Here is a 24,170-nt window from a genome sequence, read left to right as displayed (position 1 = left end):
AATGGATTAGCCTCTCGGTTACACTGGAGCGCTCTGCAATACACGAATTTTTGGGGAATCCATGTACCTGACTTACTTCAACGGCAACTGGAATGAAGGCAATGTTCCACTTTATGGTGCAATGGACCACAGCCTCTGGCTGGGCTCGTCCGTCTTCGACGGCGCACGCGCCATGGGCGGCAAGCTGCCCGACCTGCGTCCGCACCTGGAACGCGTGATCACCTCCGCCGAGAAGCTCGGCCTGCGCTGCCCCTTGAGTGTGGACGAGATGGAAGCGCTGGTGCGCGAGGGCGTGGCGAAATTCCCGGCGGATGCCGAGCTGTATATCCGCCCGCTGGTGTTTGGCACCGACGGTTTCCTGATTCCCGTGCCCGAAGCCAGCCAGTTCGCCCTGACCCTGTTCGACGCGCCGCTGCCGCCGTTCGCCGGCTTCTCGGCCTGCCTGTCGACCATGCTGCGTCCGCAGCCGACCATGGCCCCGACCGACGCCAAGGCCTCGGCCCTGTACGCCAATTCGACCCGCGCCATGCGCGAAGCCAAGGCGCGCGGCTTCGACCAGGCGATCGTGCTCGATGCCGAGGGTAATGTGGCGGAATTCGCGTCGTCGAATTTGTTCATCGTGGCGGCGGATGGGGCGGTGGTCACGCCTAAACTGAACGGCACCTTCCTGGCCGGGATCACTCGTGCGCGCGTGATCGCGCTGCTGGCTCAAGAAGGCGTGAAGGTAGAGGAGCGCATCGTGGGGCCGGAGGAGTTGCTGACGGCGCGCGAGATCTTCAGCACCGGGAATTACGGCAAGGTGACGCCGTGCACGCGGTTTGAGGATCACACGATGGAAGCGGGGCCGGTGGCGCGCCGTGCGCGTGAGTTGTATTTGGCGTTCACGGAAGCGAGTTAATCGCTAACGGCTGCGTTGCCCGTAGGGTGGGCGGGGTAATTTCGGGCAATGCCCGCAATTACGGACGCCCGTGCGTTCAAATTACGGTGATGTCATCGGCGCGGCTCTTCATCCGCTGGTTGAACGCGCGGGCAGGAGACCTGCCCACCCTACGATATATCGTGACGCAGGCCCTGCGGCCCAAACAAATAAAAAGCCGCCCAGCTTCCACCAGGCGGCTTTTTTCATTTCAACCTACACGTCCGATCAGAACTTGTAGCTGGCGCTCATGCGGAAGTAAGGGCCCATTGCATTGTGCAGCTGGGTGTTGAAACCTTCGTTCGGGTAGCGCGGGTCATACGGCGCCGCGGTGTCGAACAGGTTCTTGATGTTGCCCGACAGGGTCCAGTTCTTGAAGCCCGTGTACGAGTAGGACACGTGGAAGGTGGTCCATTCCGGGATCGAGCAGTCGCTCACTCAGTTGCTGAACTTTTCCAGGCCGCCCAGGCTGTAGGCGCCGGCCGGCTGACCCTTGCCGACTCCGCTCGGTGGAGCGGTGTCTTACCTTGTCGATCGACTCTCCGGCAGGGTGTGAATATTCACCGAAGGGCAGCCTCAGAGCATTTTGGATAAACAAATGTCAAATCGGATTAATAATTTGTTTGGCAATTGCAACAGCTATAAATTGTGGGAATGGAGAGGCCGGGAAGGCTTATTGATTATTGGTGGAAGAATAAGGAAAACTTATGCATGGACAAGAAAAAGGCCGGCAAAGCCGGCCTCTTGTCCAGACAGGTCAGGTGCGCTTAACCCTGGCCGCGCTCCGCCACATAAATTTCGACGCGGCGGTTGCGCGAACGGCTCGATGCGTCGTTGTTCGAGGCGATCGGCTCGCGCTCGCCACGGCCTTCGATCGTGATGCGGTTCGGGTTCACGCCGCGGTTCGACAGGTAATCGCGGGTGCGCGCCGCGCGGTCGACTGACAGCGGCTGGTTGATGTCCGGGGTGCCGGTGCTGTCGGTGTGGCCGATGATGGTCACGGTGGTGGCCGGGTTTTCCTGCAGCGTCGAGGCGAAGCGGTCCAGCACCGGCTGGAAGTTGGACTTGATGTCCGAACGGCCGGTGTCGAACGAGACGTCGCTCGGGATCTCGAGCTTCAGGCGGTTGTCGGAGGTCTGGCTGACCTGCACGCCGGTGCCGCGGGTGGCCTGTTCCATGGCCTGCTTCTGCTGCTCCATGCGCTTGGACCAGATGTTGCCGGCGACAGCACCGAGGGCGCCGCCGATCGCCGCGCCCTTTGCCGCGCGGCCACCGCCACCGCCGCTGGTGGTGGCGCCGAGGATCGCGCCCAGGCCGGCGCCGATGCCGGCGCCCTGGGCGGTGCCGCGCTGGGTTGGGCTCATGTCGGCGCAACCGGTGGCGGTCATGAGAACGATGGTGGCGGCGATGGCCGATTTGGTCAGTTTGGTATGCATGATGATCTCCTTACGAAAAAAAGCAAAAATCCGTTTCGGAATCGCACCCGCCAGGGCGCGACTGCGAAACGGATCGGGTCTTACGAAATAGTGGCAAGGGCTATATTCCCCGTCCGCTGATCAGGCGCACCAGGATCATGATCACGGCGACGACCAGCAGGATATGGATGAAGCCGCCGATGGTGTACGAGGTCACCAGGCCCAGCAGCCACAGGACGATCAGGATGACAGCGATTGTATATAGCATGATAGTGTCCTCACTCGAATTACGCGCATTGGCGTCGTGATACCAGTATGCCCAGCCTTACTGCTGGCCTCTGTTCGATGGCGTACGCACTGCTGGATTATGCCATCCCCTTATCCTTGCGCAGTCCCGGGATCCAGCCCATGAAGCCCAGCAGGCCGGTGATGCCGATCAGGCAGGTGACGAGTCCGCCCGCGACCAGGAAGACGACGTCGTGCGGTTGCAGCGAGCCCGACGGAGCTTCGCTCGGTGGAGGGGCCGACAGCAGCCCGAAGCTTGAAAGGACCACTCCCCAGATGATGATGCCGATCCACGCCATGCTGTTCATGATGCGTTCCCCCTATGGTAATTGTCTGCACCGCACGCGTTGGTTCGCGCAGTTCCATTGTCGGGTTAGCTCAGCAATAATTCCGTGCGATGGCGCACATTGCATTTCAGAAAATTATTCAAAAGTAATAAAGGCCGGGTTCCTTACGGAAACCCGGCCTCGATCATGTGGTGCGACGTGGATCAGGCAACCGAACGCAGGCGGCCCTTGACAATGCGGACGCGGTCGCCGCTGCGCCATGCGGGCGGGTTGTTCTGGTTGAAGGTACGCACGGTGCCGTCATCCAGGCGCACCCGGATTTCATAGCTGGTGCTGGCCTTCATGTTGCCTTCGACCTGGTTGCCGACCACGGCGCCGCCGATCGCTCCGGCTGCGGTGGCAATGGTGCGGCCGGAACCGCTGCCCACCTGGTTGCCCAGCAGGCCGCCGAGCACGGCGCCGCCCGCAGCACCCAGGCCGCTGCCCTGGGCGCGTTGCTTGATGGTGCGGACCGATTCCACGTTGCCGCAGTTCGAGCACCAGTTGCGGCCGTTGTCGGCGGCTGCCACCTGGACTGCCTTTTTCGCCGGCTTGCTGACCGGTTCGTCATAGACGCGAACAGCAGCAGGGGCCGGGGCAGCCGCCAGTGCCTGCGCTGCCGGATAAGTCGGCGCCGGGGCCGGTGCATAGGCCTGCGGCTGGTAGTTCGACGGGGCAGGGGGCGCCTGCACGTAGCCGGGTGCCAGCTGCTGCGAAGGAGCGGCCACCACCATCGGCGCCGGCTGCGCGCCCTGCGGCAGGGTCGAGGCCAGGGCCAGGCGGTCGGCATCGTCCAGCTGGCGGTTGGCGGTGCCGCCGATCGAGGATGGAATCCAACCGAGGATGGCTGCCGTGCCTACCAGGCAGAACAGCAGGACCGCAAGCGCGGCCAGGATCATCATCGGGTGGAGGCGGCCCCGTGATTGTGGGTTGGGGGAGGTATTCATGTGCGTCCTTTCGGGTTCGTCTTGTGTGGGCCCGGCGTGCAAAACGCGGGCGGCCTGTTCATTACCCGATTGTCCTCAGGAACAACAGGGGGTTCCGTGCGTCACCGTACATACTCGCGCGCAGGGGCACGGTTACGCTGACTAAAATTGTTTGCAAATGTATCCAACACACCGATCAACGGTTTGCACCATGCAGTCCCACTCCGAGGATCCAATGAATTTTGCCGTACCGCCGCAGATCGTCGAGCACAACAGCAACCTGCTGCTGGCCGCGCTCCCGCCGCAGGAACTGGCGCAAGTACTGCCGCTGCTGGACCCCGTACGGGTCGAAGTCGGCGACGTGCTGTGCGAGGCAGGCGACCCCCTGCGCTACATCTACTTTCCCCATGACTGCCTGATTTCGCTGATGGGCGTGGCCGAAGGCCGCATGACGCTCGAAGTCGGGCTGGTCGGCCGCGAAGGCATGGTCGGCGCCACGGTTGCGCTGGGCCACGACACCACCCAGGTGCGCGCCGTCGTCCAGCGCGCCGGCAGCGCGAGCCGCATGGACAGCGCCTGCTTCCGCGCCGAGGTGGCGCGCAACGATGCGCTCCAGCGCGTGCTCTACCGCTATACCGACACCCAACTGGCGCAGGCGATCCAGATCGCGGTGTGCAGCCGTTTCCACGTACTGGAAGCGCGGCTGGCGCGCTCGCTCCTGATTACGCGCGACCGCCTGCAATCGGAAAAGTTCCACCTGACGCACGAATTCCTGGCGCACGCGCTCGGGGTGCGGCGGGTTGGCGTGACCAAGGCCGCCAGCGCGCTGCAGCAGCAGGGGCTGATCATTTATAGCCGCGGGAATATCGAGATCCTCGATCCGGAGGGGCTGGCGGCGGCCTCGTGTACCTGCTATGCGATCGTGAAGGAGGCGGGCGCCCAGCCAGCCTTGAGTTTCATGTAGGGTGGGAAATTCGTAATTCAGGCCATTGGCATGAATTACCTTGCCCACGCGGTCAGCTAGATGAAATATCGCTACGCATGCGTTTGTAGGGACGCATGCGTTTTTTATTGCGCAAGCCCACCGAAACGCATGCAGGATTTGAACGCGTGGGCAGAATCTGCCCACCCTACGATGTGCGGCAAATCTCGAGGCGCCGACCTTGGAAGCACAAACAAAAAAGCCCGGCTAGCCGGGCTTTCTCGTGTCGCGTTGCTTTTACTGCTTAGTTGGTCTTGTTGACCTGGTTGCCGATCACGCCGCCGACAGCTGCGCCGCCGACGGTGCCGACTGGGCTGCCACCGGTCAGGACGCCGCCGACCACTGCACCGGCGCCTGCGCCGATGGCGGTGTTCTTGTCCTGCTGCGACATGCCTGCGCAGCCGGTCAGGCCCAGGGCCACGGTTGCCAGCGATGCGGTGACGATCAGTTGTTTAATGGTTTTCATAGTATTCTCCTAAATGGTGGGTTATTTCAAGCGCAGGTCATTCCTGACCGATTTCACGCCTTTAACGGTCCGGGCAACCGATGCCGCGGCCGCCACGCTATCCGCCGAGCTTACGAAGCCACTCAGCTGTACTACGCCCTGCTCGGTCTCGACACCGATCCCGGTCACCTTCAGCGCAGGATCGCGCACGATGGCGGCCTGGACGCCTGCGGTGATGGTGGCGTCGTCGATGGCTTGCACCACCGGTCCAACGCTGCCTGACATCGCACACCCTGCGACCTGGCCCAGGGCCAGCATGGCCAGCAGGGCAGTCGTGCATCCGAATCGCTTCATGTTGCCAAGGTGTTTGTCGAGTCCATGTGTGCAGAATATTGCTTCTAGGCGAGCTGGTCTGTTCGACAAGTAACGTTCCGCAAACTTTTTCTCGCCCTCAACCCGATGCCGGTCGAGGGCGCGAAGGGCGTCAACGGCGCTGGACCTTGCCGGGTGGCGGGGCCTGTGGCTTTTCGCGCGCCACGGCCAGCAGGCGGGCGCAGTCGGTGCTTTCGCCCGGGCCCGTATTGATGAGGGGGATCAGCGCGGCGATCGGCGCCGCCACCGCGGCCAGGATGGCAGCGCCGCCGGCCTTCATGGCCAGCACGCCCTTGTCGATCGACACGTCGGGGTTGCTGAACGGGCCGCGCACGTAGAGCGGCGAGCGCAGCGAAAAGATGCGCACGGCCTTGGTCTTCGGGTCGATGCGCAAGTCCATCTGCTCGTCGGCCAGGTTGATGGCGCCGGCCACCGTGATCAGGGCTTCCTGGGTATCGACGACGAAGGTGCGGGTGCGCGCGACGCCATTGGTCACCGCGAAATCCGTGGCCATGCAGTTGAGCTGCACCTGCTTGTCGCCGAACAGCTTGGTGATCACGATGTTCGCCACGTTCAGGCCCATCATCTCGAGCAGCATCTTGCTCACTTGCCCCTTGCTGATCAAGGTCTTGAGTTCGCCGTTGGAGCCGGCCAGCAGGCTCGCCACCGAATTGCCCTGCGCCGTCAGGTTGGCTTCGCCATCGATGTTGCCGACCGTGGCCTTCATCTGTTCGATCTTCGGGAACAGCTTGGCGATCTCGATGTTGCGCGCCGCGACCTTGGCCTGGGCCTTGATCGCCTTCGGGCCTTCGCGGCCGCGGCCGTCGAGCCGGATGTTGGAGCGCACCGTGCCGCCGGCCATGGCAAATTCGAGCGGCTCCAGGGTCAGCACAGCGTTCTCCATTTTCAGGTGGGTCGACAGCTTGCTGATCGGGAAGGCGGTGTCGCGGATGATGCGGTCGGCGGCATAGCGCACGTCGGCGTCGAGCTTGTTCCAGCGCTCGGTCTTGAATTCCTCGACCGGCAGCACCTTGCCGGTGGGCTGCACGACGTCGGCATTGCGTTCTTTCTTGGCGGCGTTGGAATCGGCGCCGATCAGCGGCGCCAGGTCGGTGAAGACCAGCTGCTTCGAGCGCACATTGCCGGACAGCTTGGGCCGCGGTGAACCAGTGGCGTATTCGAGGCGCCCGCCGATGTCGCTCGAGCCGACCTTGCCCTTGAAGCCGTCGTAGACCCAGCGGCTGTTGGCTTCGCCGAGCGTGCCGGTCAGGCGTCCCGAGGTCGAGAATGGCCCGGTGGTCGGCAGCACCACACCGGTGAAGTTATACAGCTGGTCCATGCTGGCGCCGGCCAGTTCCAGCTTCAGGTCGATCGCCGCCAGCCTGGAGGGACGGGTCACCGTGCCTTCGAGCGCAATGCGGGTGCGGCCCGAACGCATCTCGGCCTGCACCGGGTAGGGCGTGCCTTGCTGCTTGAGAGACAGCACCGCGCCGGCCTTGCCGCCGCCCACCACCTTGGCGCCGTTGTAGGTGCCGTCGAGCGTCCAGCCGACCCCGTAGCGCTTGTCCTTGTCGAGCGTGCGCACCAGCGCCGTGACGTCCGACTTGGTGACCGCATCTTTAATGTGCACCACGCCCTCGGTCAGCACCACGCGTTCGAGGTCGAGGTTCCAGCGTGACTTTTCCTCGTTGCGCTTGAAGGTCCAGTTGTTGTGTTCCCGGTCAGTGCGCAGCAGGTCCACCCGTGGGCCGTCGAAACGCAGCAGCGGGATGCCGATGGTGCGGTGGAGCAGGCCGAAGGGATTCAGCGAAAACGAGAACTGGCGCACGCTGGCCATGTCCTGCGCCGGCAGGCCGGCCGGGTTGCCGACGTGGACATCGTTGGCGATCAGGTGCGGCCACGGAATGTGGTCGCGCCAGCTGCGCTCTTCGGGCGTCATGGTCTTGGCGGGGCGTTCCCATTCCACATCCAGGTTGCCGCGGATAGCGAAGGGACGGTCGATCGCGTCGCTGACCTTGGCATTGATCCAGGGGCGTGCGCGGTTCCAGTCGAAGGTCAGGATGATGACGATGGCGATCACCGGAATCGCCACCAGGATGCCGAGGATGCTCAGCAGGATTTTCTTGTTCGTCTTGCGGCGCGCCGGAGGCCGGCCCTGCGCCGCCGGCGTGTGGGTCTCGGCCATGGCGGTCCTTCCATTATGAGTAAGTAGTGGTCCAGTCCAGCTTAGCGCAAAGCCGGCTGCGATCAATGTGCGCTGCCTAACGCTCTGCCATTGAGCAGCTAGGCGTGGCGTGGACAATGTGCGGCAGCGAACCGAAGGCGGACGATAACAGGTTTATAACGTTATCAAGGACATTGCCTCAACCGTAAAGATTTATTTCCGCATGCATCATCACAGGAGGAACGCGATGAAACAGAAACACCCGACGACCCCACTGGCAGCTGCCGCCGTTGCCCTGCTGGTACTGGCCGGCTGCGCAAGTCCGCAGAAAGCCCCGGCGACCGCCGACGTGGCCGTGTCGCGCAATGCAGTCGAGAACGCCGTGTCGGCGGGCGCCGCCGAGCTGGCGCCGGAAGAGATCAACCTGGCCCGCGACAAGATGATGCGCGCCAACCAGGCCCTCGCCGCCAAGGACTACAAGCTGGCGCGCGAACTGGCGATCCAGGCCCAGGCCGACGCCAAGCTGGCGCAGAGCAAGGCCAGTTCGGCCAAGTCGAACGCTGCGGCGAACGCGCTGAACGAAGACCTGCGCGTACTGCAGCAGGAAGTCGACCGCGCCAACTCGTCGCAGAAATAAGCCGCACGAGCAGGCAAGGTCGTTGCCGCGGCAAAGGTCGCGGCAATGCGTAAAAAGAAGAAGTTCCATCCACCGATCGCCGCAGCCTGCGGCGCCCAGGAATAAAGGACAAGCACATGAAAACCCGTTCCACTATGTCGCTGCTGGCCGCCGCCGTGCTCGCCGCAGCCTGCGCTACCGCCCCGATGAGCACGCCGACGCTGGACCAGGCGCGCGCCGACTTCGTCGCCGCCAACAATAACCCGGCCGTGTCGCAATATGCGCCGCTCGAGTTCAAGCAGGCCGCCGACGCGCTCGACCAGGCCAATGCCGCGGCCGCCCGCCGCGAAAGCCTGAGCGACGTCGACCGCCTGGCCTATGTGGCCAAGCAGCGCATCGCCACCGCGATGGAAGTAGCGAAGGGCAAGACCGCCGAAGCGAACATCGCCGACGCCTCGCGCCAGCGCACCGAAATGCGCCTGGAAGCCCGCACTGCCGAAGCCGACCGCGCCAAGCGCGAAGCCGAAGCCGCCCAGGCCCAGGCCGCCCAGGCACAGATGCAGGCCCAGTCGGCCCAGCAGCAGGCCCAGGCTGCGCAACAGCAGGCTGCCGCCACGCAGGAACAGAATGCCGCACTGGTGCAGCGCGCCGCGATGCTGGAGGCCATCCTGGTCGAACTGCAGGCCGTCAAGACCGAGCGCGGCTATGTCGTGACGATCGGCGACGTACTGTTCGCCACCAACCAGGCCAGCCTGACCCCGAATGGAATGTCGACCCTGCGCAAGCTGGCCGATGTGATGGCGCAGAACCCGAACCGTACGGTGCTGGTCGAAGGGTTTACGGACAGCGTCGGCAGCTCCTCGTATAACCAGGAGCTGTCGCAGCGCCGTGCCGAAGCAGTGGCCTCGGCCCTGGGCAGCATGGGCGTGCCGCGCGACCGCATCGCCATGAAGGCCTATGGCGAAGCGTTCCCGGTCGCCGCCAACGATACGGCCGGCAACCGCCAGCGCAACCGCCGCGTCGAGATCGTGCTGTCGAACGAAGGCGCGCAGATTCCGCCACGCGCCGGCGCGCGCTGAGCCGGCACATTCAAGATATAAGGAAACATCATGGAAGACACGAAACATCTGGCGCATGGCTTCGACATCGCGGCGATCCGCCGCGCGGCGGCCAACCTCGATGACGGCGCCGTCACCGAGGGCTACCAGGCCGATCGCGAAGCCGTCATTGCCATGCTGAATGACGCGCTCGCGACCGAACTGCTGTGCGTGCTGCGCTACAAGCGTCACTACTACACCGTCAGCGGCCCGAACACCGGCCATATCAAGGCCGAGTTCCTCGAGCATGCACAGCAGGAGCAGGACCATGCCGACCGCATCGCCGAACGCATCGTTCAGCTGAACGGCTCGCCGAACTTCAACCCGGCCACGCTCACCGCGCGCAGCCACGCGGAATACGACGATTCGGAGGACGTGCAAGCCATGATCCGCGCCGACCTGATCGCCGAGCGCGTGGCGATCGAATCCTACCGCCAGATGATCCTCGCGATCGGCGACAAGGATCCGACCACACGCGCCATGCTGGTCGACATCATGGCAGTCGAAGAAGAGCACGCCGACGACATGTCCGACCTGCTGGCCTGAGGCCAGGCCGGGAACAGATTTTCACTCATCAATCAATAACAACGGAGTAGACCATGCTAGATACCACCCGCAACATCAAATCCCAGGCCCACGCCCAGTCCTTCGACAGCAACCTGTCGGATGCCCAGTCGGACGTCAAGGCGCTGGTACGCGACGCCCAGTCGATGCTGACCGCCGCCGCCTCGCTGACGGGCGTGAAGGCAGACGAGCTGCGCGAGCGCGGCATGGAAATGCTCGACCGCGCACTCGGCCGTGCCGGCCACTACCAGGGTCAGGCCATGGAAAAGGGCCGCGAACTGGCCCACGAAGCCGATGTCTACGTCAAGGACAACCCATGGCGCACCGTGGCGGTCGCCGCCGGCGTCGGCGTGCTGCTCGGCGCCCTGCTGAGCCGCAAGCAATAAACCGCGCCGGGGACTGCCATGCAAAATGACGACACCGTCCTGCATAACCCCGGCCTCATGGGCGGGATTTCCAGCCTGATGAAGAGCCTGTTCGGCCTGGCCGTGTCGCGGGTCGAGCTGGCTTCGCTCGAGCTGGCCGAGGTGCGCAACCATGTCATCGAACTGGTCGCCATCTTCGGGGCGGCATTGCTCGCCATCTGGTTCGCCATCGCCTACGGCACCGTGACGATCGTCGCGCTGGCGTGGGACGAAATGGGCTGGAAGATCCTGCTGATCATGTTCCTCGTGTTTCTCGTCATTACCGGCGTGCTGGTGGCCAAGGGCCTGGCGCTGATCAAGCAGGGCAAGCTCGCCTTGCCGGCCACGATGAAAGAACTCAAGAACGACCGCGACATGCTGCGCTGAGCGGCGCCAAGAAAGAGGGGGGAACCATGCACAATCATGACGAAAAAACCGGGCTGGCCGGCCACAAGCACAGCACCGATCCCGAGATCCGCAAGAAGGAGCTGCTGCGCGAGGGCGAATACTTCCGCAGCAACGTGGCCCATGCCAAGGCGCAGATCCGCCACGCCGCGCATCCCGAGGTCATGCTGCACGGCGTGATCGACCACGCCACCTCGGCGCTGCGCGTGCGGGCCGACGCCTTGCTGCGCCCGACCGGCACCAGCGTGTCGGCCCTGATGCCTTACGGTATGGCGGCATTCAACTTCATCCGCCAGCGCCGCATGGGAAAACAGGCCGCAGGCGCCGCCCTGGTGCTGGGGGCGATCGGGTATTACCTGAACAAACGCCGTCAGCAGGGAGCGAATTCCTAAGAAGGGCGAGGTGGGACTACACCGCCACGTATCGATATGGTGGGGCTTGAGCGGCGTCGCATGTAATGGGCGCCGTTTTTTTGCGTCTTGTTGATTGGCCGTCGGCCCGTAGGGTGGGCAGGTTTCCTGCCCACGCGTTCAATCAAAACATGATTCGCCGCTGGGCTTGCTTATATGGGATGTGGACGTACGCTGTTTTTGGCGTATCCGGCTGGATCGCGCTTCATTCTGATGGACGAACGAGCATCTCGGACCGCACACGTGCGTTGAACGCGTGGGCAGAATCTGCCCACCCTACGGTGTGCGGCAATTCTGATTTACGTATTCAACGAAAACCTAGGGCGCCGGTTCGCCAGCGCGCTCTTTTGCCTGCGCCATATCGCGCTGGTAGACCGCCCGCGCTTCCTGCAAACAGGCACTGCGCTCGGCAGCCGGTGCGCGCTTGCAGGCATTCTTCGCCTCTTGCAGCGCCGCGCCCATTTCTTTTTGCATGGTGCGCAGCTTGGCCTGGGTAGTCGCGTCTTCGCGGGTCCAGCGCGCCGGGTCGCCCTGGGCGATTTCGCGCGCCTGCTGGCGTGCTGCCACGGGTTCGACGAGGCTGTCGCCCTGTGTCGGAGTCTGTATTTGCGTCTGGGCGTGGGCGGACAGCGACATGCCAAGCAGGCAGGCGCAGGCGCCACGGGATAGGGGAGTGAGGATACGCATGCTTGCCTCCAAGCAGGATGATCTGGCGCCGAATTGGCCAGGGTGGTACGGGACCAGGGAAGGGCGCAGCTGGGCGCCTCTCCCTGTCCCGGGACAACTGATCAATAACGGTAGACGCGGCCGTCGACGATGCGCACGCGGTTGCCCACGCGCAGGTCGTACACGCTGTCCTGGCTCACGGCGCGGTATTCGCCGTTATCCATGCGCACGTTGATCTGGTACTGCTCCTGGCCGCCTGCATTGCGGTTGCGCTCGACGTTGTTGCCGATCGCTGCGCCAGCCACGCCGCCGGCCACGGTGGCCGCGGTACGGCCGCTGCCGCTACCGACCTGGTTGCCGGCCAGTGCGCCGACCACGCCGCCCAGGATCGCGCCGGCGCCGCTGGTGCGGTTGGCGCCCTGGGTTGCCTGGATCGATTCGATCGTGCCATAGCCCATCGACACATTGTTGTTGTAGCCGCTGTTGTAGCCGTCGTTATATGGCTGCGACGAGGTGCTGGCGCAGCCGGTGAGAAGTGCGGAGCCTGCAAGTACAGCAGCAGCAAGGGTACGGGTTGCGTTCATGTTGTTCTCCTGACAAATGTGTGAGTCCAGAATAGTCATAACGACAACCGTGGTCTGTGCGTTGCCTAACCGTCCTTGCTCTACGTATTGTTAGCCGATTTATCCACGCTAGCTCCAGCAATTGTTGTGTAAATGCTCATGTGTTCGGCAGCGAACAGAAGACCTGCGTCAGCACGTGTAAAACGTCCTTAGCGTGTTGACAAATGGAGAATAAAAAAATGAGAACATCCCATGCTTTCCTGCTGGTCGCCGCAGCACTTGCCTGGGCAAATGCTGCACGGGCCCAGGCTGTGCCGGACCCGAAGGCCACTTATGAACAAGCACGGGCGACAGCCGAAGCGAACTACAAGGGCGCCCGCGCCCGCTGCGACCTGATTGCCGGGAACCCACACGACCTGTGCATGGCCGAAGCGAAAGCTGCCCGCGTGCGCATCGATGAAGAAGCCGAAGCCGCCTACAAGAACACCTTGTCGGCCTACACCCAGGCCCGCATGAAGATCGCGTCGGCCAACTTCGATCGCGACAAGGTGCGCTGCGCTGCCGTGACCGGCAACGACCGCGACGTCTGCCTCGAGCAGGCCAAGGCAACCCTGGTCGCCGCTCAAGCCGATGCGAAGGCCGACCGCAAGAGCATCGAAGCGCGCCTCGATGCGCGCGAAGACAAGCTTGCCGCCGAATACCGCGTCGCCATTGAAAAATGCGACGCCTATGCCGGGGCAGTCAAGGACCAGTGCGTGAGCACTGCCAAGACCGCCTTCCGGAAATAACCAGCGGGCCGGCGTGCCGGCACCGCCACACCGCCCGCTTGGGCTTGCTTTAGTAGTTTTATCCGTAGTTTGACCACCTTTATCCAGGAGCTATCATGAAAATTGCACAACGCCTCGTCACCGCTTCTTTCGCTGCCGTCATCGCCATCACCTCGGTTGGTTGCGCTTCGACCTCGACCAGCACCAGCGCCGGCGAGTACGTCGATGATGCAGTCATCACCACCAAAGTGAAGGCTGCTTTCGCTGCCGACCCAACCGTCAAGGCTACCGAAATCAACGTCGAAACCTTCAAGGGCGACGTCCAGCTGTCGGGCTTCGTTGCCCAGCCAGGTGATGCCCAGCGCGCTGTGGAAATCGCACGCGGCGTGAAAGGTGTAACCTCGGTGAAGAACGACATCCGCGTCAAGTAATTGTAGGCGCCGGGGCGGCCCGGCTCCATTGTCAAGGCATTATCCATGCAGCTTGCACCAACTGAACCGGCACAACCTGCCGCGAAAGCGCCTGACAATACCGCCCCGGCGGCGCCGGCCCCCAGTGGGCCCGGCGTGGAGCCAGGCCCTGCGGGCGACGAGCTCACGATGCACGTGGGCGGCCTGCGGCTGCCGCTCCACGTGAATGCACGCGGACTGTCGCTCGGCATCCTCGCCACCATCGCTTCCATCTTTGCACTGCAGTGGGCGCAGAAATTCTTCGTGCCGCTCCTGCTCGGCATCTTCATCGCCTACACCCTCAATCCTGTCGTACGCTGGCTGGAACGCTGGCACGTCAAGCGCGCCATCGGCGCGACCCTCGTGACCGTGCTGATCCTCAGCGCCATGGGCGGCACGGTGTACCGGCTGCAGGACGAATTCTTCAACATCATCGACGAGCTGCCGACGCTCACGCACAAGGTCACGCGCATCCTGACCAGCAGCAGCGCCAGCGGCCAGCGCTCGACCATCCAGCAGGTGCAGGCCGCCGCCGCCGAGATCGAACGCGCCGCATCGAATGCGGGCAGCGGCGAACAGCGCCGCGCCATCCAGAAACGCACCCAGGCGGTCCCGGCCGTACCGGGCACCGGCGCACCGGGCATCCGGGTGATGGACTGGGTGCTCGCTGGGTCGGTGAGCCTGGCGACCTTCCTGTCACAGGCCACGATGGTGGTCTTCCTGGTGTTCTTCCTGCTGCTCGCAGGCGACACCTTCAAGCGCAAGCTGGTCAAGCTGACCGGCCCGTCACTCACCCGCAAGAAAGTCACGGTCCACATCCTGGACGACATCAACACCTCGATCCAGAACTACATGTTCATGCTGCTGGTGACGAACATCCTGCTGGCGCTGCTGACCTGGGCGGCGTTGCGCGCCATCGGCCTCGAGAATGCGGGCGCGTGGGCGGCCTTCGCCGGCGTGGCCCACGTCATCCCGTATTTCGGCCCGCTCCTGATCACGATGGCGACCGGCGCGGTGGCCTTCTTCCAGTTCGAATCCCTGCGCATGGTGATCCTGGTCGCCGGTTCGTCGCTCGGCATCGCCACCCTGGTCGGCATGGTCGTCACCACCTGGATGACCGGCAAGATCGCCAAGATGAACCCGGCCGCCGTGTTCGTGAGCCTGCTGTTCTGGGGCTGGCTGTGGGGGATGTGGGGCCTGCTGCTCGGGATACCCGTGGTGGTGGTGCTGAAGGTGATTGCCGAGCGGGTGGAGGGGATGGAAGTGGTGGCGGAGTTGTTGGGGGAGTAGATCTGCCGCACATCGTAGGGTGGGCAAGTTCCTTGCCCACGCGTTCAAATCACGCTGGAAAAGATGCTTCGCGATTAGTCACGCGGGCGTTGAACGCGCGGGCGTTTGTAATTCCGGGCATTGCCCGAAATCACCCCGCCCACCCTACGATTTCGTGGCCGGGCGGCGAGGCCGGCCCAGCTTGACATCCTACACGGCGCGGCCCTTCCTCCGTAATCCGGCTGATGATGATCGCTGAGTGGGTGGAGGGGATGGAAGTGGTCGCGGAGTTGTTGGGGGAGTAGGGCTTCGAAGTAGCAGCTGACCCGGCCGCGAACGTACGATCTGCCGGACATCGTAGCGTGGGCAAGTTCCTTGCCCACGCGTTCAAATCACGTTGGAAAAGATGCGCCGTGGTTATTCACGCGGGCGTTGAACGCGTGGGCAGAATCTGCCCACCTTACGATTTCGTGGCCTGGCAGCGAGCCCGGCCAAGCTTGACTTACACGGCCCGGCCGTCCTTCCAGGTTCCTGTCGGCGCCGGGGCTTTCTTCCCCGTTTCATCCCGCGGCACATCCCCCGTTTCTTCCTTCGGCTTGTGCTTCAGGCTCCCCAGCTTGAGCGCATACTGGCGCGCAAACTCGGCCCCGAGGAAAAATATCTGCGCCGAGTAGTACACCCACAGCAGCAGGGCGATCAGCGAACCGGCCGCGCCGAAGCTGTCGGCCGCGCCGCTGTTGCCGATGTACAGGCCGATCAAGAATTTACCCAACGTGAACATGGCGGCGGTGCCGACTGCGCCGATGATCACGTCGTGCCAGGACAGCTTGATACGCGGCAGTAGCTTGTAGATCACGCCGAACAGGGTGGCGATCACGAGGAAGCTGATGCCCCGGGCAACCCAGCCCATGACGACCGCGGCTTCCTTCCACATGCCGCCAATATAGTTCTCAACCACGGCCAGCGCCGCGCTCACGACCAGCGAGACCATCAGCAGGAAGCCCAGCACCAGGATCAGTCCAAAGGAGAGCAGGCGGGTCCGTGCCAGGTCCCAGAAGCCGGCACCTTTCGGCGGCGGCACGCCCCAGATTTCGTCCAGGCTGTCTTTCAGTTCGGCGAACACGCTGGTGGCGCCGACCAGCAGCAGCGCGCCTGCCACGAGGGTCGCCCAGAGGCCGTCTTCCTTGTTGCGTGCGCCGGCCAGGATGGCCTGGATGGTTTCCGCACCCTGGGTGCCGACCAGCCCGCGTAATTCATCGATCAATTGTCCCTGCGCAGCTTCATGCCCGTAGAACAGGCCGGCGACGGCAATCACCAGCACCAGGATCGGCGCCATCGAAAACAGGGTGTAGAAGGCAAGCGCGGCCCCCTTGCTGGCGGCGCGGTGGGCGAGCCATTCCGTGGCGGCACAGCGCAGGACGCCTACCAGCTCACGTGAGTACGGTCGCCACTTTTTGATATCCATGTTTCATCCTCCAATTAAAAAGGGGGCCGAAGCCCCCCTGTGCCAGCGTATGCCGTGCCCCGGACCAGCCAGCCGCAAGCGGCCGGGCTGGCCGGGCAGGGCCGGCCGGTGCTTACTGAACGCGTTTTTCGACGGTGATCTGCTCGACTTCGACGCGGCGGTTCGGTTCGAGGCAGTCGATCAGCGCTTTGCGGTTCTTCTCGGTGCACTGGACCAGCGGGTTGGCTTCGCCCTTGCCATAGGCTTTCAGGCGGTTGCCGTCGATGCCCTTGCTGACCAGGTAGTCGCGCACGGCGTTGGCGCGGCGCTCCGACAGCTTCAGGTTGTATTTTTCCGAACCCAGGCGGTCGGTGTGGCCGGTGATGTCGACATCGGTGATGCTGGTGTCGGCCTGCAGGGCGGCAGCGATCTCGTCGAGTTTCGGCGACGGCATGATGATGTCGGCCTTGTCGAACTCGAACAGCTTGGTCGCCTCGAGGGTCACTTTTTCGAAACGCGCCTGTGGCGCTGGAGCCGGTGCCGGTGCCGGGGCCGGGGCTTCAGCCATCGGGGCTGGTGCCGGGGCCGGTGCGACGGCGGCCGCTGGAGGCGGGTTGAACGCGTAGTTCAGGCCCAGGGTGAAGTATTTGTTGTTGCTGCGCTTGAAGCCGAACTGCTCGTCGTCACGCAGGTGGCCGCGCACGCTGCGCAGGTCGGCCTGCAGCGACCATTGCGGGCTCAGGGAAGCCTGGAAACCGATACCGGCGGTCAGGTATGGGGAATTCTTGCCAACGTTACGCAGTGGGTTCTGGACCTTGTCACGCTCGAGGCCGGCACCGAACAGCACGAATGGACGGAAGCGGTCACGCGAGAACATCAGCAGGGCGTCGGCGCCGAGCAGGGTCTGGCGGTATTGCGCAGGACCGTCTTCGAAACGCACCTGGCTGGCACCAAACTGGATGTCCCACATTGGCGACACGGCCTTGCCGAACTTCAGGCCGCCACCCCAGTCACGGTCGCGCACACCAAAGTCGCTGTCCGGCTTGGCGTGGATGACATTGGGCTGGATATACCACGATGGGTTGATCTCTTGCGCCATGGTGGTACCAGCCGAGCACAGGATGGCCACGGCCAGGGCGATCTTCTTCGAATTATTCACAGGTAACTCCCATAAGGTGAAGGGTTGTTGACATCGCAAGCTTCAAAGCTGAAGTTGGATAAAGGATAACAGTGCAAGTTCCACACCCTTCGTGCGGTATCGCACCTATGGGCTGTATGGTGTGCGAATTTACAACAGTGGAAGAAATACAACGAAAAAACCTGCTGTGCGCACCTTAATGGCGCAAAAGTGTACGGTCTGTCACTCCAATGAAAAAAGACTTGGCAAGCCTGCTTGTCAAAAATGCTTTCGGGAATGACCTCGAATGTGGGATGGCGCACAGACCAAGGGGTGGTGACACAGGCAACCTTGAGTCCAGTTAAGCGGAACCGAGGTGTTGTCAGGGTGTCAAACGACACACAGCGACCCGGACCACACAGTCTCTCTCTTTCATTGGAGCTCACCAATATGCATGCAACGACTCATCACAATGCGGTGCAAGGCGACATCGGCGCAGTGCACACTTCCAGCAACTCAGCGCTGATCGAACGCGTTCCTCCACAGCCTACCGAACGTGCGCCTATTTCCCTGGCGCCGATCGAACGTGTCCGCTCCACTTCGGCCACGCAGCGTCGGATCGAGAACATGCAGAAGCTGATCAACGAGCTCTCGACCCACGAAATGCTGGCGGACGAAATCGCCTGGTTCCTGAAGTTCTCGCCGTCGGGCGCCCGCAAGTACATCCGCGACCTGCGCGAAGCCGGCGTGATCGAGCTGGCCCGCTACATCGAAGGCACCGCCACCTACCTGGGCAAGGCCGTCTACCAGATCTGCCCGGACCAGGACCGGGTCAAGGCCTTCCTCGCGGCGATCTGCCAGCCAAAGCGCGAAGGCGCTGCCCCACGCAAGGAGCGTCCAGGCCTGCGCGAGCAGAACATGGCCGGCAGCGGCCGCCACTTCCACATCCTGGCGGACGACACCCACTACGCCATCCGCGTGAACCGCAGCCCGGTCACCCGCGATCCGCTGGTCGCAGCGCTGTTCGGCCCACCTCCAGGCCAGCCAGCCGCCAAGTAATCGCCAGACCGACGCGCCCTTACGTGCGCGACCCGGTACGCCGCGGCAGAGACCCGCGGCAGCTGCCGGTCCGACGATCGCTGTCGTCCTTCATGCCGCGCCTTGTGCGCGGCTTTGTTTTTTTCACATGAACAATTATTTGGTGCCGGCTCGTTGAAATCGCGTCAACGGGCCTTACCTCCCTTTGAACGCGGCGCCGGTTGCCGCTTACCGGAGAGGAAAACCAATGCAAGCGAGCACATCCACCACACTGCCGACCCCGGAATCGCTCCAGGGCAAGCCGGTCCCGAACGTGACTTTCAAGGCGCGCCCCGACGACGAATGGCAGGACCTCGGCACCGACGCGCTGTTCAAGGGCAAGACCGTGGTGGTGTTCTCGCTGCCCGGCGCCTTCACGCCCACCTGTTCCTCGACCCACCTGCCGCGCTACAACGAGCTGGCCCCGGTGCTGCGCGAGAACGGCGTCGACGACATCCTCTGCATCTCGGTCAACGACGCCTTCGTCATGAACCAGTGGAAGGCCGGCCAGGACGCGTCCAATATCACCGTCATCCCGGACGGCAACGGTGACTTCACGGAAGGCATGGGCATGCTGGTCGACAAGCGCGACCTTGGCTTCGGCCAGCGTTCGTGGCGCTACGCGATGCTGGTCAAGGACGGCGTGATCGACAAGATCTTCATCGAGCCCGAGCGCGAAGGCGACCCGTTCGAGGTGTCCGACGCCGACACCATGCTCCGCTATATCAACCCCGAGGCGAAGATCCCCGAAGCGGTGGTGGTGTTCTCGCGCCCCGGCTGCCCGCATTGTGCGCGCGCCAAAACGGCGCTGAGCGAGAATGGCATCGTGTTCACCGATGTGTCGGAAGACCAGAAGATCACCTCGAACGTGCTGCGCGCCGTGACCGGCAGCCTGACCTGGCCGCAGGCCTTCGTCGGCGGCCGGCTGATCGGCGGCGCCGACGATGTGCAGGATTACCTCGACAAGCAGGGACGCTAAATGGAAGGCATCATCGCCGGCCTCCTGGCGGCCGGGTTGCTGGCAGCCTGGCTGCTGCCGAAGTGGCGCCTGCGCCGGGCGCTGTCGCGGCCGCTCGCGCCTGCCGACCTCGCCACCCTGGAACGCAATGTCGCCCAGTACGCCAGCATGGACGGCGCCCAGCGCGCGCGCTTGCAGCGTTTGGTCCAGCAATTCCTGCACGAGAAGACCTTCGTGGGCTGCGCCGGCCTCGACATCACCGACGAGATGCGCCTGACCATTGCCGGCCAGGCCTGCCTGCTGGTGCTGGGGCGGGCCGGGGATGCCACCCCCGCCAATGTCTATCCGTCGCTGCATGCGGTGCTGGTGTATCCGGGCGCCTTCCTGGTGCCGCGGCGCGAGGTCGATGCCGCCGGGGTCGTCTCCGAGCAGCGCCAGGACCTGCTGGGCGAATCCTGGGGCGACGGCCGCGTGATCCTGTCCTGGGACCACGTGCGCCGCGCCGGCATCGAAGAGGCACCTTCCCACAACGTCGTGCTGCACGAGTTTGCCCACCAGCTCGACAGCGAATCGGGCAGCACCAATGGCGCGCCTTACCTCGGCAGCACCGCGCGCTACCGCAGCTGGTCCGAAGTGCTGTCGCGCGACTATGCCAACCTGCGGCGCGAGGCGATGTGGGGCCACCAGGGCGTGCTCGACCATTACGGCGCCAGCAGCCCGGCGGAGTTCTTCGCGGTAGCCACCGAAGCCTTCTTCGAGCAGCCGCACCAGCTCTCTGGCCGCCATCCCGAGCTGTACGGCGAGTTCCTCAAATACTACCGGATCGACCCGCGGGCCTGGATGCCGGAACCGGCCGTGTTCGCACACGAAACCTTTGGCGAGCAAATGGTGTACGGGCAGTGGCGGTAAGCTGCGTGCGTCTGCGTACAGATAGGGCAGGGCGCGCGGGCGCATAGTCGAGTTACAACGATCAAGGAGAAATCGATATGTCCACAATCATCGCAGGCCGCTTCCAGCTTCAGGACGACGTCGACCGCGCCCGCCACGCACTGGCCGATGCAGGGTTCGACAACAGCCGAATCAGCGCCTTTTACCTGACCCAGCCGGGCCAGCACGACCAGACCCCGATCGGGGGCGATAACCTGCAATCCCCGGGCGCCAAGGAGACGCCGGAAGGCGTGCTCAAGGGCGTCGCCACCGGCGGCGCGGTGGGCATTGCGATCGGCGCGGCTACCTCGCCCCTGACCGGGCCGCTGGGCCCGATCGTCGGTGGCCTGGTTGGCGGCCACGTCGGTTCGCTGTTCAGCTTTTCCAAGATGAAGGAACGCGGCGAGTCGGAAGAGGGCGGCGAGAACCGCATCCCGCCACGCGAAGCCGGCATGCTGGTCGCGGTCGCTTTTGACGATGCCGGCATGGCCGACCGCGCGGTCGACGTGCTGCGCCAGCTTGGCGCCCATCACATCGAGCGTGCCGAAGGCAATATCGTCGACGGCGACTGGGCCGACTTCGACCCGGCCAGCCTGCCCCGGCTGATCGCCTGACGCGTCTGCAAAATCTCCGGCAGGAGCTTCTCCTCACCTCGCCGGCGTGCTTGGTCTAGATCAATAAGTCACGCCGGCCGCTTCCCTACACTCGGTAGCTCGCGCTCGGCGGACTTGACCTTCCCGATGAACGCGGACCACCACGTTCAGGGGAGTTTTTCATGACCAATCGCGTTGCCCTCGTCACCGGGGGCATGGGCGGTCTCGGCACTGCCTTGTGCCGCCGCCTGCATCTCGACGGCTTCACCGTCGCCGCCACCTTCTCGCCCTCCAACCACAACCACCAGGCCTGGCTGGCCCGCCACCGGCGCGACGGCATGGAGCTGATCGCCGTCGAAACGGACGTCGCGGACTTCGAGGCCTGCAGGCGGGCAGTCGGGCGGCTGCTGGCCCAGGCCGGCCGCATCGACGTGCTGGTCAATAATGCCGGCGTCCAGCGCGACGGCAGCCTGCGCAAGATGGAGCTGGATGACTGGCATGCGGTGATGGGGGTGAACCTCGACGGTGCCTTCAACATGACGCGCCATGTGCTCGAACCGATGATGGCCCAGCGTTGGGGCCGCATCGTGAACATCGCCTCGGCCAGCGCACAGGCCGGCGCACCCGAGCAGGCCAATTTTTGCGCCGCCAAGGCCGGCATGCATGGCATGACCAAGGCGCTGGCGCTGGAGATGGCGCGCCATGGGGTCACCGTGAATACCGTGTCGCCGGGCTTCCTCGACACCCGCGGCCTGCATGCCATGCGGGCGGACGTGCTGCACGAGCAGGTTCTGCCGCAGATCCCGGTGGGCCGGCTTGGACAGCCGGACGAAGTGGCGGGCATGGTGGCCTGGCTGGTGTCCGACGCGGCCGGCTTCGTTACCGGCGCCAACCTGGCGATCAATGGCGGCCAGCACATGTGCTGAAACGGTGGCGCCCGGCCAGGCTGGAACCTGGACCGGGCGCTTGTGCCGGTTCGCCGGTTGCGAAACAGGTGCGCTGGAGTTCAGCTGGCCTTGGCAGGTGGTTTCGGCGCCAGCGCCTCGATTGCCTTGACCTGCTTGTGGATCTTCTCCAGGGCCACCAGCACCGGCACGGCCTGGCCGGTGGCGGCGGCGCCAGCCAGGGCCAGCAGGCCCCCGACCAGGCTGGTGACTTCACCGATGACGCCGATGCGGCGGATCTTTTCGGCGGCGTCGGTAGTGAGCTTGACCAGCTGCGCCTGCGGCTTGCCGAGCGCCCGGACGATGAAGGTGGCGGCATCCGCATACAGGCCGTTGGCGCGCTGGCGCAGCAGCACTTCGTCCTCGAGCAGCGCGCGCGCCGTGGCCTGTACCTTGTCGGGCACCGGCCCGCCGGCATAGGCGCGGATTTCGCGCATCACGCGCTCGTGGATCTGGTCGGCGCAGGCCGAGAGCTGGTCGGCCAGCTCGACGATCTGGTCGGGCGTGGCCAGGCCGCTGCCGGTGCCGGCCGCCGGTGCGGCGTCCGCTATGGCGTCAGTGACGGTGGCCGCCGCAGCCGGGGCGCCATCGTCCTGCGTCATGGGCGTGCCGGTGTCCTCGGGCGCAGGACCGGCGGAAGCTGTGGCCGCAGTGCCGGCGGAACGGGTGGGGGGCGATGCCATGTGCTCTCCTGTCATTCGCCCGACAGCCCATCGCGGATGGTGCGCAGGTCGCGGCCGTAGTTTTCCAGCAGGCGCCGGAATTCATCCGTGGACAGCTTGCCGAGGTTCTCGCGCATCTTCTTGTGCCCCAGCGCCACCTTGGTCAGGCCCTGCAGCGCCAGTTCGTAGCGGCGGTCGATCAGCTTGTACTCGGTGGCCTTGTTCAGGTAATGCACCTTGGCCAGCGTGACCAGCATGCGGTCCGAATTACGCGTGGAAAACGGAATCTCGACATCGAAGATGCCGAGGATGGTCTTCTTTTCATTCTCGTTGGTCTTGTAGTAGAGCCGGGTAAGCTGGATCATGGCGTCGAGCAGCACCTGTACGTCGGCGTCGCCGTCGCGCACCATGGTTTCGACGCTGCGGTTCTGGTAGCCGGAGGCGATCACGCGGGTCAAGAGCCGGGTCATGCCGGTGTAGGCGGCGATGTGGCGCTGCTGCAGGCCCGACTCGGTATTCGCCTTGAGGCCATTGCCGAGGTCGTCGATGCGGGCGGACAGGTCGTAGCGGGTGTCGCCGGCAAGCAGGCTCAGGGTCTGCATGTAGAGCACGAGGGTCTTCTGGATGGCGATGAAGTCCTCGTACACGGCCTTGCGCTTGGCATCGTTCTCGCGCCCCAGCCGATCGGTGGCGGGGGACAGGTAGGGCTGCTCGCGCTCGTAGGTGTCGCGGTAGCGGCGCGCCAGTTCGGCATAGCCCCCCAGCCTGGCCGAGGCATCGGCGAATTCGCGCACTTCCTGCAGGCTGACCGGTCCGCCGGTGGAAGCGCAGCCGCCCACCCACAGGGCGCACAGCAGGAGCAGACGGGTAGAGAGAGATCGCAACATGGTCTCCTTCCTGGCCGCATGGGGCGGCTAGAGAAGGTCCATTGTTTCAAACTCCGTCATTTGCAGTCTTGCTTATGGTCAATTACGCGGTGGGGAGTCAGCGGGCTTTGGCCAGGTCGAAGTGGGGATTCTGGATCACGCCGAACAGGTTGCCGTAGGGGTCGCGCACGGTGGCGACGCGGATGCCGCCGCCGACGTCGGCCACGGGCGATTCCAGTTCCGCGCCCAGTTCGACCAGCCGCGCGACTTCGGCGTCGGCATCCGGGGTGCCCCAGTAGGCGGTGCCGCCGGTAAGGCCGGGTTCGCCGTCGGGGATCAGGCCGAGCTCGAAACCGCCCACCTCGAAGCCCACGTAGAAGACTTCGTTGAAGTAGGGCTTGTGCCCGACGACCTTATCGTACCAGGCGGTGGCATCGGGAAGGTTCGTAACGGGGTAAATGACGGTGCGCAAACCCTGGATCATCGTGGTTCCTCGGCTGAGTGAAACGCCAATGTTGCCCGAACGGTCATCCACTGTCTA

The 24,170-nt window shown here is 64.2% G+C and carries 31 protein-coding genes; 16 read left to right on the top strand and 15 right to left on the bottom strand.

Translation table 11 applies throughout. The features are described 5' to 3' along the window. The first annotated feature begins 61 nt into the window (after positions 1 to 61). Positions 62 to 898, top strand: coding sequence for a branched-chain amino acid aminotransferase (locus tag HGB41_RS11505; RefSeq protein ID WP_171084342.1), 837 nt, complete (start codon positions 62 to 64; stop codon positions 896 to 898). Between the two features lie 246 nt (positions 899 to 1,144). On the opposite strand, the gene HGB41_RS23500 is transcribed toward HGB41_RS11505, so the two are convergent. From HGB41_RS23500 to HGB41_RS11480, 5 genes are all read right to left on the bottom strand, one after another. Next, a complete protein-coding gene (locus HGB41_RS23500; RefSeq protein ID WP_171084340.1) occupies positions 1,145 to 1,354 on the bottom strand; it encodes a TonB-dependent receptor in 210 nt (69 codons plus the stop codon). 329 nt (positions 1,355 to 1,683) lie between these two features. Continuing rightward, positions 1,684 to 2,352 (bottom strand): YiaD family glycine zipper/OmpA-like lipoprotein, encoded by a 669-nt coding sequence (locus tag HGB41_RS11495; protein ID WP_171084338.1) that lies wholly within the window; start codon positions 2,350 to 2,352, stop codon positions 1,684 to 1,686. 100 nt (positions 2,353 to 2,452) lie between these two features. Then, entirely contained in the window at positions 2,453 to 2,599 is a 147-nt protein-coding gene (locus HGB41_RS11490; RefSeq protein ID WP_020652694.1) for a lmo0937 family membrane protein, read from the bottom strand. A 97-nt stretch (positions 2,600 to 2,696) separates the two neighbouring features. Then, positions 2,697 to 2,924, bottom strand: a complete 228-nt coding sequence (locus tag HGB41_RS11485) for a hypothetical protein (protein ID WP_171084336.1) — start codon at positions 2,922 to 2,924, stop codon at positions 2,697 to 2,699. A gap of 182 nt (positions 2,925 to 3,106) precedes the next feature. Beyond that, on the bottom strand, positions 3,107 to 3,889 hold the full coding sequence (locus HGB41_RS11480) for a glycine zipper 2TM domain-containing protein (protein WP_171084333.1): 783 nt from the start codon (positions 3,887 to 3,889) through the stop codon (positions 3,107 to 3,109). 214 nt (positions 3,890 to 4,103) lie between these two features. Here HGB41_RS11480 and HGB41_RS11475 point away from each other — a divergent pair, with 214 nt between their 5' ends. Next, positions 4,104 to 4,832: a Crp/Fnr family transcriptional regulator gene (locus HGB41_RS11475; protein ID WP_171084331.1), complete on the top strand. Its 729-nt coding sequence runs from the start codon at positions 4,104 to 4,106 to the stop codon at positions 4,830 to 4,832. Between the two features lie 262 nt (positions 4,833 to 5,094). On the opposite strand, the gene HGB41_RS11470 is transcribed toward HGB41_RS11475, so the two are convergent. From HGB41_RS11470 to HGB41_RS11460, 3 genes are all read right to left on the bottom strand, one after another. Next, positions 5,095 to 5,316: a YMGG-like glycine zipper-containing protein gene (locus HGB41_RS11470; protein WP_171084329.1), complete on the bottom strand. Its 222-nt coding sequence runs from the start codon at positions 5,314 to 5,316 to the stop codon at positions 5,095 to 5,097. 21 nt (positions 5,317 to 5,337) lie between these two features. Then, on the bottom strand, positions 5,338 to 5,649 hold the full coding sequence (locus HGB41_RS11465) for a BON domain-containing protein (protein WP_171084327.1): 312 nt from the start codon (positions 5,647 to 5,649) through the stop codon (positions 5,338 to 5,340). 130 nt (positions 5,650 to 5,779) lie between these two features. Then, positions 5,780 to 7,852 (bottom strand): AsmA family protein, encoded by a 2,073-nt coding sequence (locus HGB41_RS11460; RefSeq protein WP_171084325.1) that lies wholly within the window; start codon positions 7,850 to 7,852, stop codon positions 5,780 to 5,782. 226 nt (positions 7,853 to 8,078) lie between these two features. Between HGB41_RS11460 and HGB41_RS11455 the strand changes: the two genes are divergently transcribed. From HGB41_RS11455 to HGB41_RS11430, 6 genes are all read left to right on the top strand, one after another. Then, positions 8,079 to 8,468, top strand: coding sequence for a DUF4398 domain-containing protein (locus HGB41_RS11455; RefSeq protein ID WP_171084323.1), 390 nt, complete (start codon positions 8,079 to 8,081; stop codon positions 8,466 to 8,468). A 116-nt stretch (positions 8,469 to 8,584) separates the two neighbouring features. Beyond that, complete coding sequence (locus HGB41_RS11450) at positions 8,585 to 9,526, top strand: OmpA family protein (RefSeq protein WP_171084322.1); 942 nt, start codon at positions 8,585 to 8,587, stop codon at positions 9,524 to 9,526. A 30-nt stretch (positions 9,527 to 9,556) separates the two neighbouring features. Beyond that, positions 9,557 to 10,090 (top strand): ferritin-like domain-containing protein, encoded by a 534-nt coding sequence (locus HGB41_RS11445; protein ID WP_171084320.1) that lies wholly within the window; start codon positions 9,557 to 9,559, stop codon positions 10,088 to 10,090. 53 nt (positions 10,091 to 10,143) lie between these two features. After that, complete coding sequence (locus HGB41_RS11440) at positions 10,144 to 10,494, top strand: ElaB/YgaM/YqjD family protein (RefSeq protein WP_171084318.1); 351 nt, start codon at positions 10,144 to 10,146, stop codon at positions 10,492 to 10,494. Between the two features lie 18 nt (positions 10,495 to 10,512). Further along, complete coding sequence (locus HGB41_RS11435) at positions 10,513 to 10,899, top strand: phage holin family protein (RefSeq protein WP_229422974.1); 387 nt, start codon at positions 10,513 to 10,515, stop codon at positions 10,897 to 10,899. A 26-nt stretch (positions 10,900 to 10,925) separates the two neighbouring features. Then, positions 10,926 to 11,309, top strand: a complete 384-nt coding sequence (locus HGB41_RS11430; protein WP_171084316.1) for a hypothetical protein — start codon at positions 10,926 to 10,928, stop codon at positions 11,307 to 11,309. Between the two features lie 336 nt (positions 11,310 to 11,645). On the opposite strand, the gene HGB41_RS11425 is transcribed toward HGB41_RS11430, so the two are convergent. Together HGB41_RS11425 and HGB41_RS11420 are read right to left on the bottom strand one after the other, a co-directional pair. Beyond that, complete coding sequence (locus tag HGB41_RS11425) at positions 11,646 to 12,014, bottom strand: hypothetical protein (protein ID WP_171084314.1); 369 nt, start codon at positions 12,012 to 12,014, stop codon at positions 11,646 to 11,648. Positions 12,015 to 12,115: 101 nt separating this feature from the next. After that, positions 12,116 to 12,577: an outer membrane lipoprotein gene (locus tag HGB41_RS11420; RefSeq protein WP_171084312.1), complete on the bottom strand. Its 462-nt coding sequence runs from the start codon at positions 12,575 to 12,577 to the stop codon at positions 12,116 to 12,118. A 218-nt stretch (positions 12,578 to 12,795) separates the two neighbouring features. Here HGB41_RS11420 and HGB41_RS11415 point away from each other — a divergent pair, with 218 nt between their 5' ends. From HGB41_RS11415 to HGB41_RS11405, 3 genes are all read left to right on the top strand, one after another. Then, positions 12,796 to 13,344, top strand: a complete 549-nt coding sequence (locus tag HGB41_RS11415; RefSeq protein WP_171084310.1) for a hypothetical protein — start codon at positions 12,796 to 12,798, stop codon at positions 13,342 to 13,344. 95 nt (positions 13,345 to 13,439) lie between these two features. Next, positions 13,440 to 13,754 (top strand): BON domain-containing protein, encoded by a 315-nt coding sequence (locus HGB41_RS11410; protein ID WP_171084308.1) that lies wholly within the window; start codon positions 13,440 to 13,442, stop codon positions 13,752 to 13,754. A 45-nt stretch (positions 13,755 to 13,799) separates the two neighbouring features. Then, positions 13,800 to 15,062, top strand: coding sequence for an AI-2E family transporter (locus HGB41_RS11405; RefSeq protein WP_171084306.1), 1,263 nt, complete (start codon positions 13,800 to 13,802; stop codon positions 15,060 to 15,062). A gap of 481 nt (positions 15,063 to 15,543) precedes the next feature. On the opposite strand, the gene HGB41_RS11400 is transcribed toward HGB41_RS11405, so the two are convergent. Together HGB41_RS11400 and HGB41_RS11395 are read right to left on the bottom strand one after the other, a co-directional pair. After that, the gene (locus tag HGB41_RS11400; protein WP_171084304.1) at positions 15,544 to 16,506 is read right to left on the bottom strand and encodes a YihY/virulence factor BrkB family protein; all 963 of its coding nucleotides are present in this window, start codon (positions 16,504 to 16,506) and stop codon (positions 15,544 to 15,546) included. A 112-nt stretch (positions 16,507 to 16,618) separates the two neighbouring features. Further along, a complete protein-coding gene (locus HGB41_RS11395) occupies positions 16,619 to 17,644 on the bottom strand; it encodes an OmpA family protein (RefSeq protein ID WP_171084302.1) in 1,026 nt (341 codons plus the stop codon). Between the two features lie 408 nt (positions 17,645 to 18,052). Here HGB41_RS11395 and HGB41_RS11390 point away from each other — a divergent pair, with 408 nt between their 5' ends. The 5 genes from HGB41_RS11390 (at position 18,053) to phbB (ending at position 22,083) form a co-directional block, all read left to right on the top strand. Next, entirely contained in the window at positions 18,053 to 18,661 is a 609-nt protein-coding gene (locus tag HGB41_RS11390; protein WP_171084299.1) for a winged helix-turn-helix domain-containing protein, read from the top strand. 226 nt (positions 18,662 to 18,887) lie between these two features. After that, positions 18,888 to 19,658, top strand: coding sequence for a glutathione peroxidase (locus HGB41_RS11385; RefSeq protein ID WP_171084298.1), 771 nt, complete (start codon positions 18,888 to 18,890; stop codon positions 19,656 to 19,658). Next, the gene (locus HGB41_RS11380; protein ID WP_171084295.1) at positions 19,659 to 20,546 is read left to right on the top strand and encodes a M90 family metallopeptidase; all 888 of its coding nucleotides are present in this window, start codon (positions 19,659 to 19,661) and stop codon (positions 20,544 to 20,546) included. It abuts the gene before it with no gap. 77 nt (positions 20,547 to 20,623) lie between these two features. Beyond that, positions 20,624 to 21,178 (top strand): hypothetical protein, encoded by a 555-nt coding sequence (locus HGB41_RS11375; RefSeq protein ID WP_171084293.1) that lies wholly within the window; start codon positions 20,624 to 20,626, stop codon positions 21,176 to 21,178. 161 nt (positions 21,179 to 21,339) lie between these two features. Next, positions 21,340 to 22,083 carry an acetoacetyl-CoA reductase gene (gene phbB, locus HGB41_RS11370; protein WP_171084292.1) on the top strand — a complete coding sequence of 248 codons (744 nt, stop codon included), beginning with the start codon at positions 21,340 to 21,342 and terminating at the stop codon, positions 22,081 to 22,083. Between the two features lie 80 nt (positions 22,084 to 22,163). Here phbB and HGB41_RS11365 read toward each other — a convergent pair whose 3' ends face one another. The 3 genes from HGB41_RS11365 to HGB41_RS11355 all read right to left on the bottom strand — a co-directional run bounded on the left by HGB41_RS11365 (position 22,164) and on the right by HGB41_RS11355 (position 24,113). Beyond that, complete coding sequence (locus tag HGB41_RS11365; RefSeq protein ID WP_229422973.1) at positions 22,164 to 22,784, bottom strand: hypothetical protein; 621 nt, start codon at positions 22,782 to 22,784, stop codon at positions 22,164 to 22,166. Between the two features lie 11 nt (positions 22,785 to 22,795). Next, entirely contained in the window at positions 22,796 to 23,650 is an 855-nt protein-coding gene (locus tag HGB41_RS11360) for a hypothetical protein (RefSeq protein WP_171084290.1), read from the bottom strand. 97 nt (positions 23,651 to 23,747) lie between these two features. Continuing rightward, positions 23,748 to 24,113, bottom strand: coding sequence for a VOC family protein (locus HGB41_RS11355; protein WP_171084288.1), 366 nt, complete (start codon positions 24,111 to 24,113; stop codon positions 23,748 to 23,750). Between the last annotated feature and the right edge of the window lie 57 nt (positions 24,114 to 24,170).

Source organism: Telluria aromaticivorans (assembly GCF_013003915.1).
In the GTDB taxonomy this organism is placed as follows: domain Bacteria; phylum Pseudomonadota; class Gammaproteobacteria; order Burkholderiales; family Burkholderiaceae_D; genus Telluria; species Telluria aromaticivorans.
This window is presented reverse-complemented; position numbering and strand designations above follow the sequence as displayed.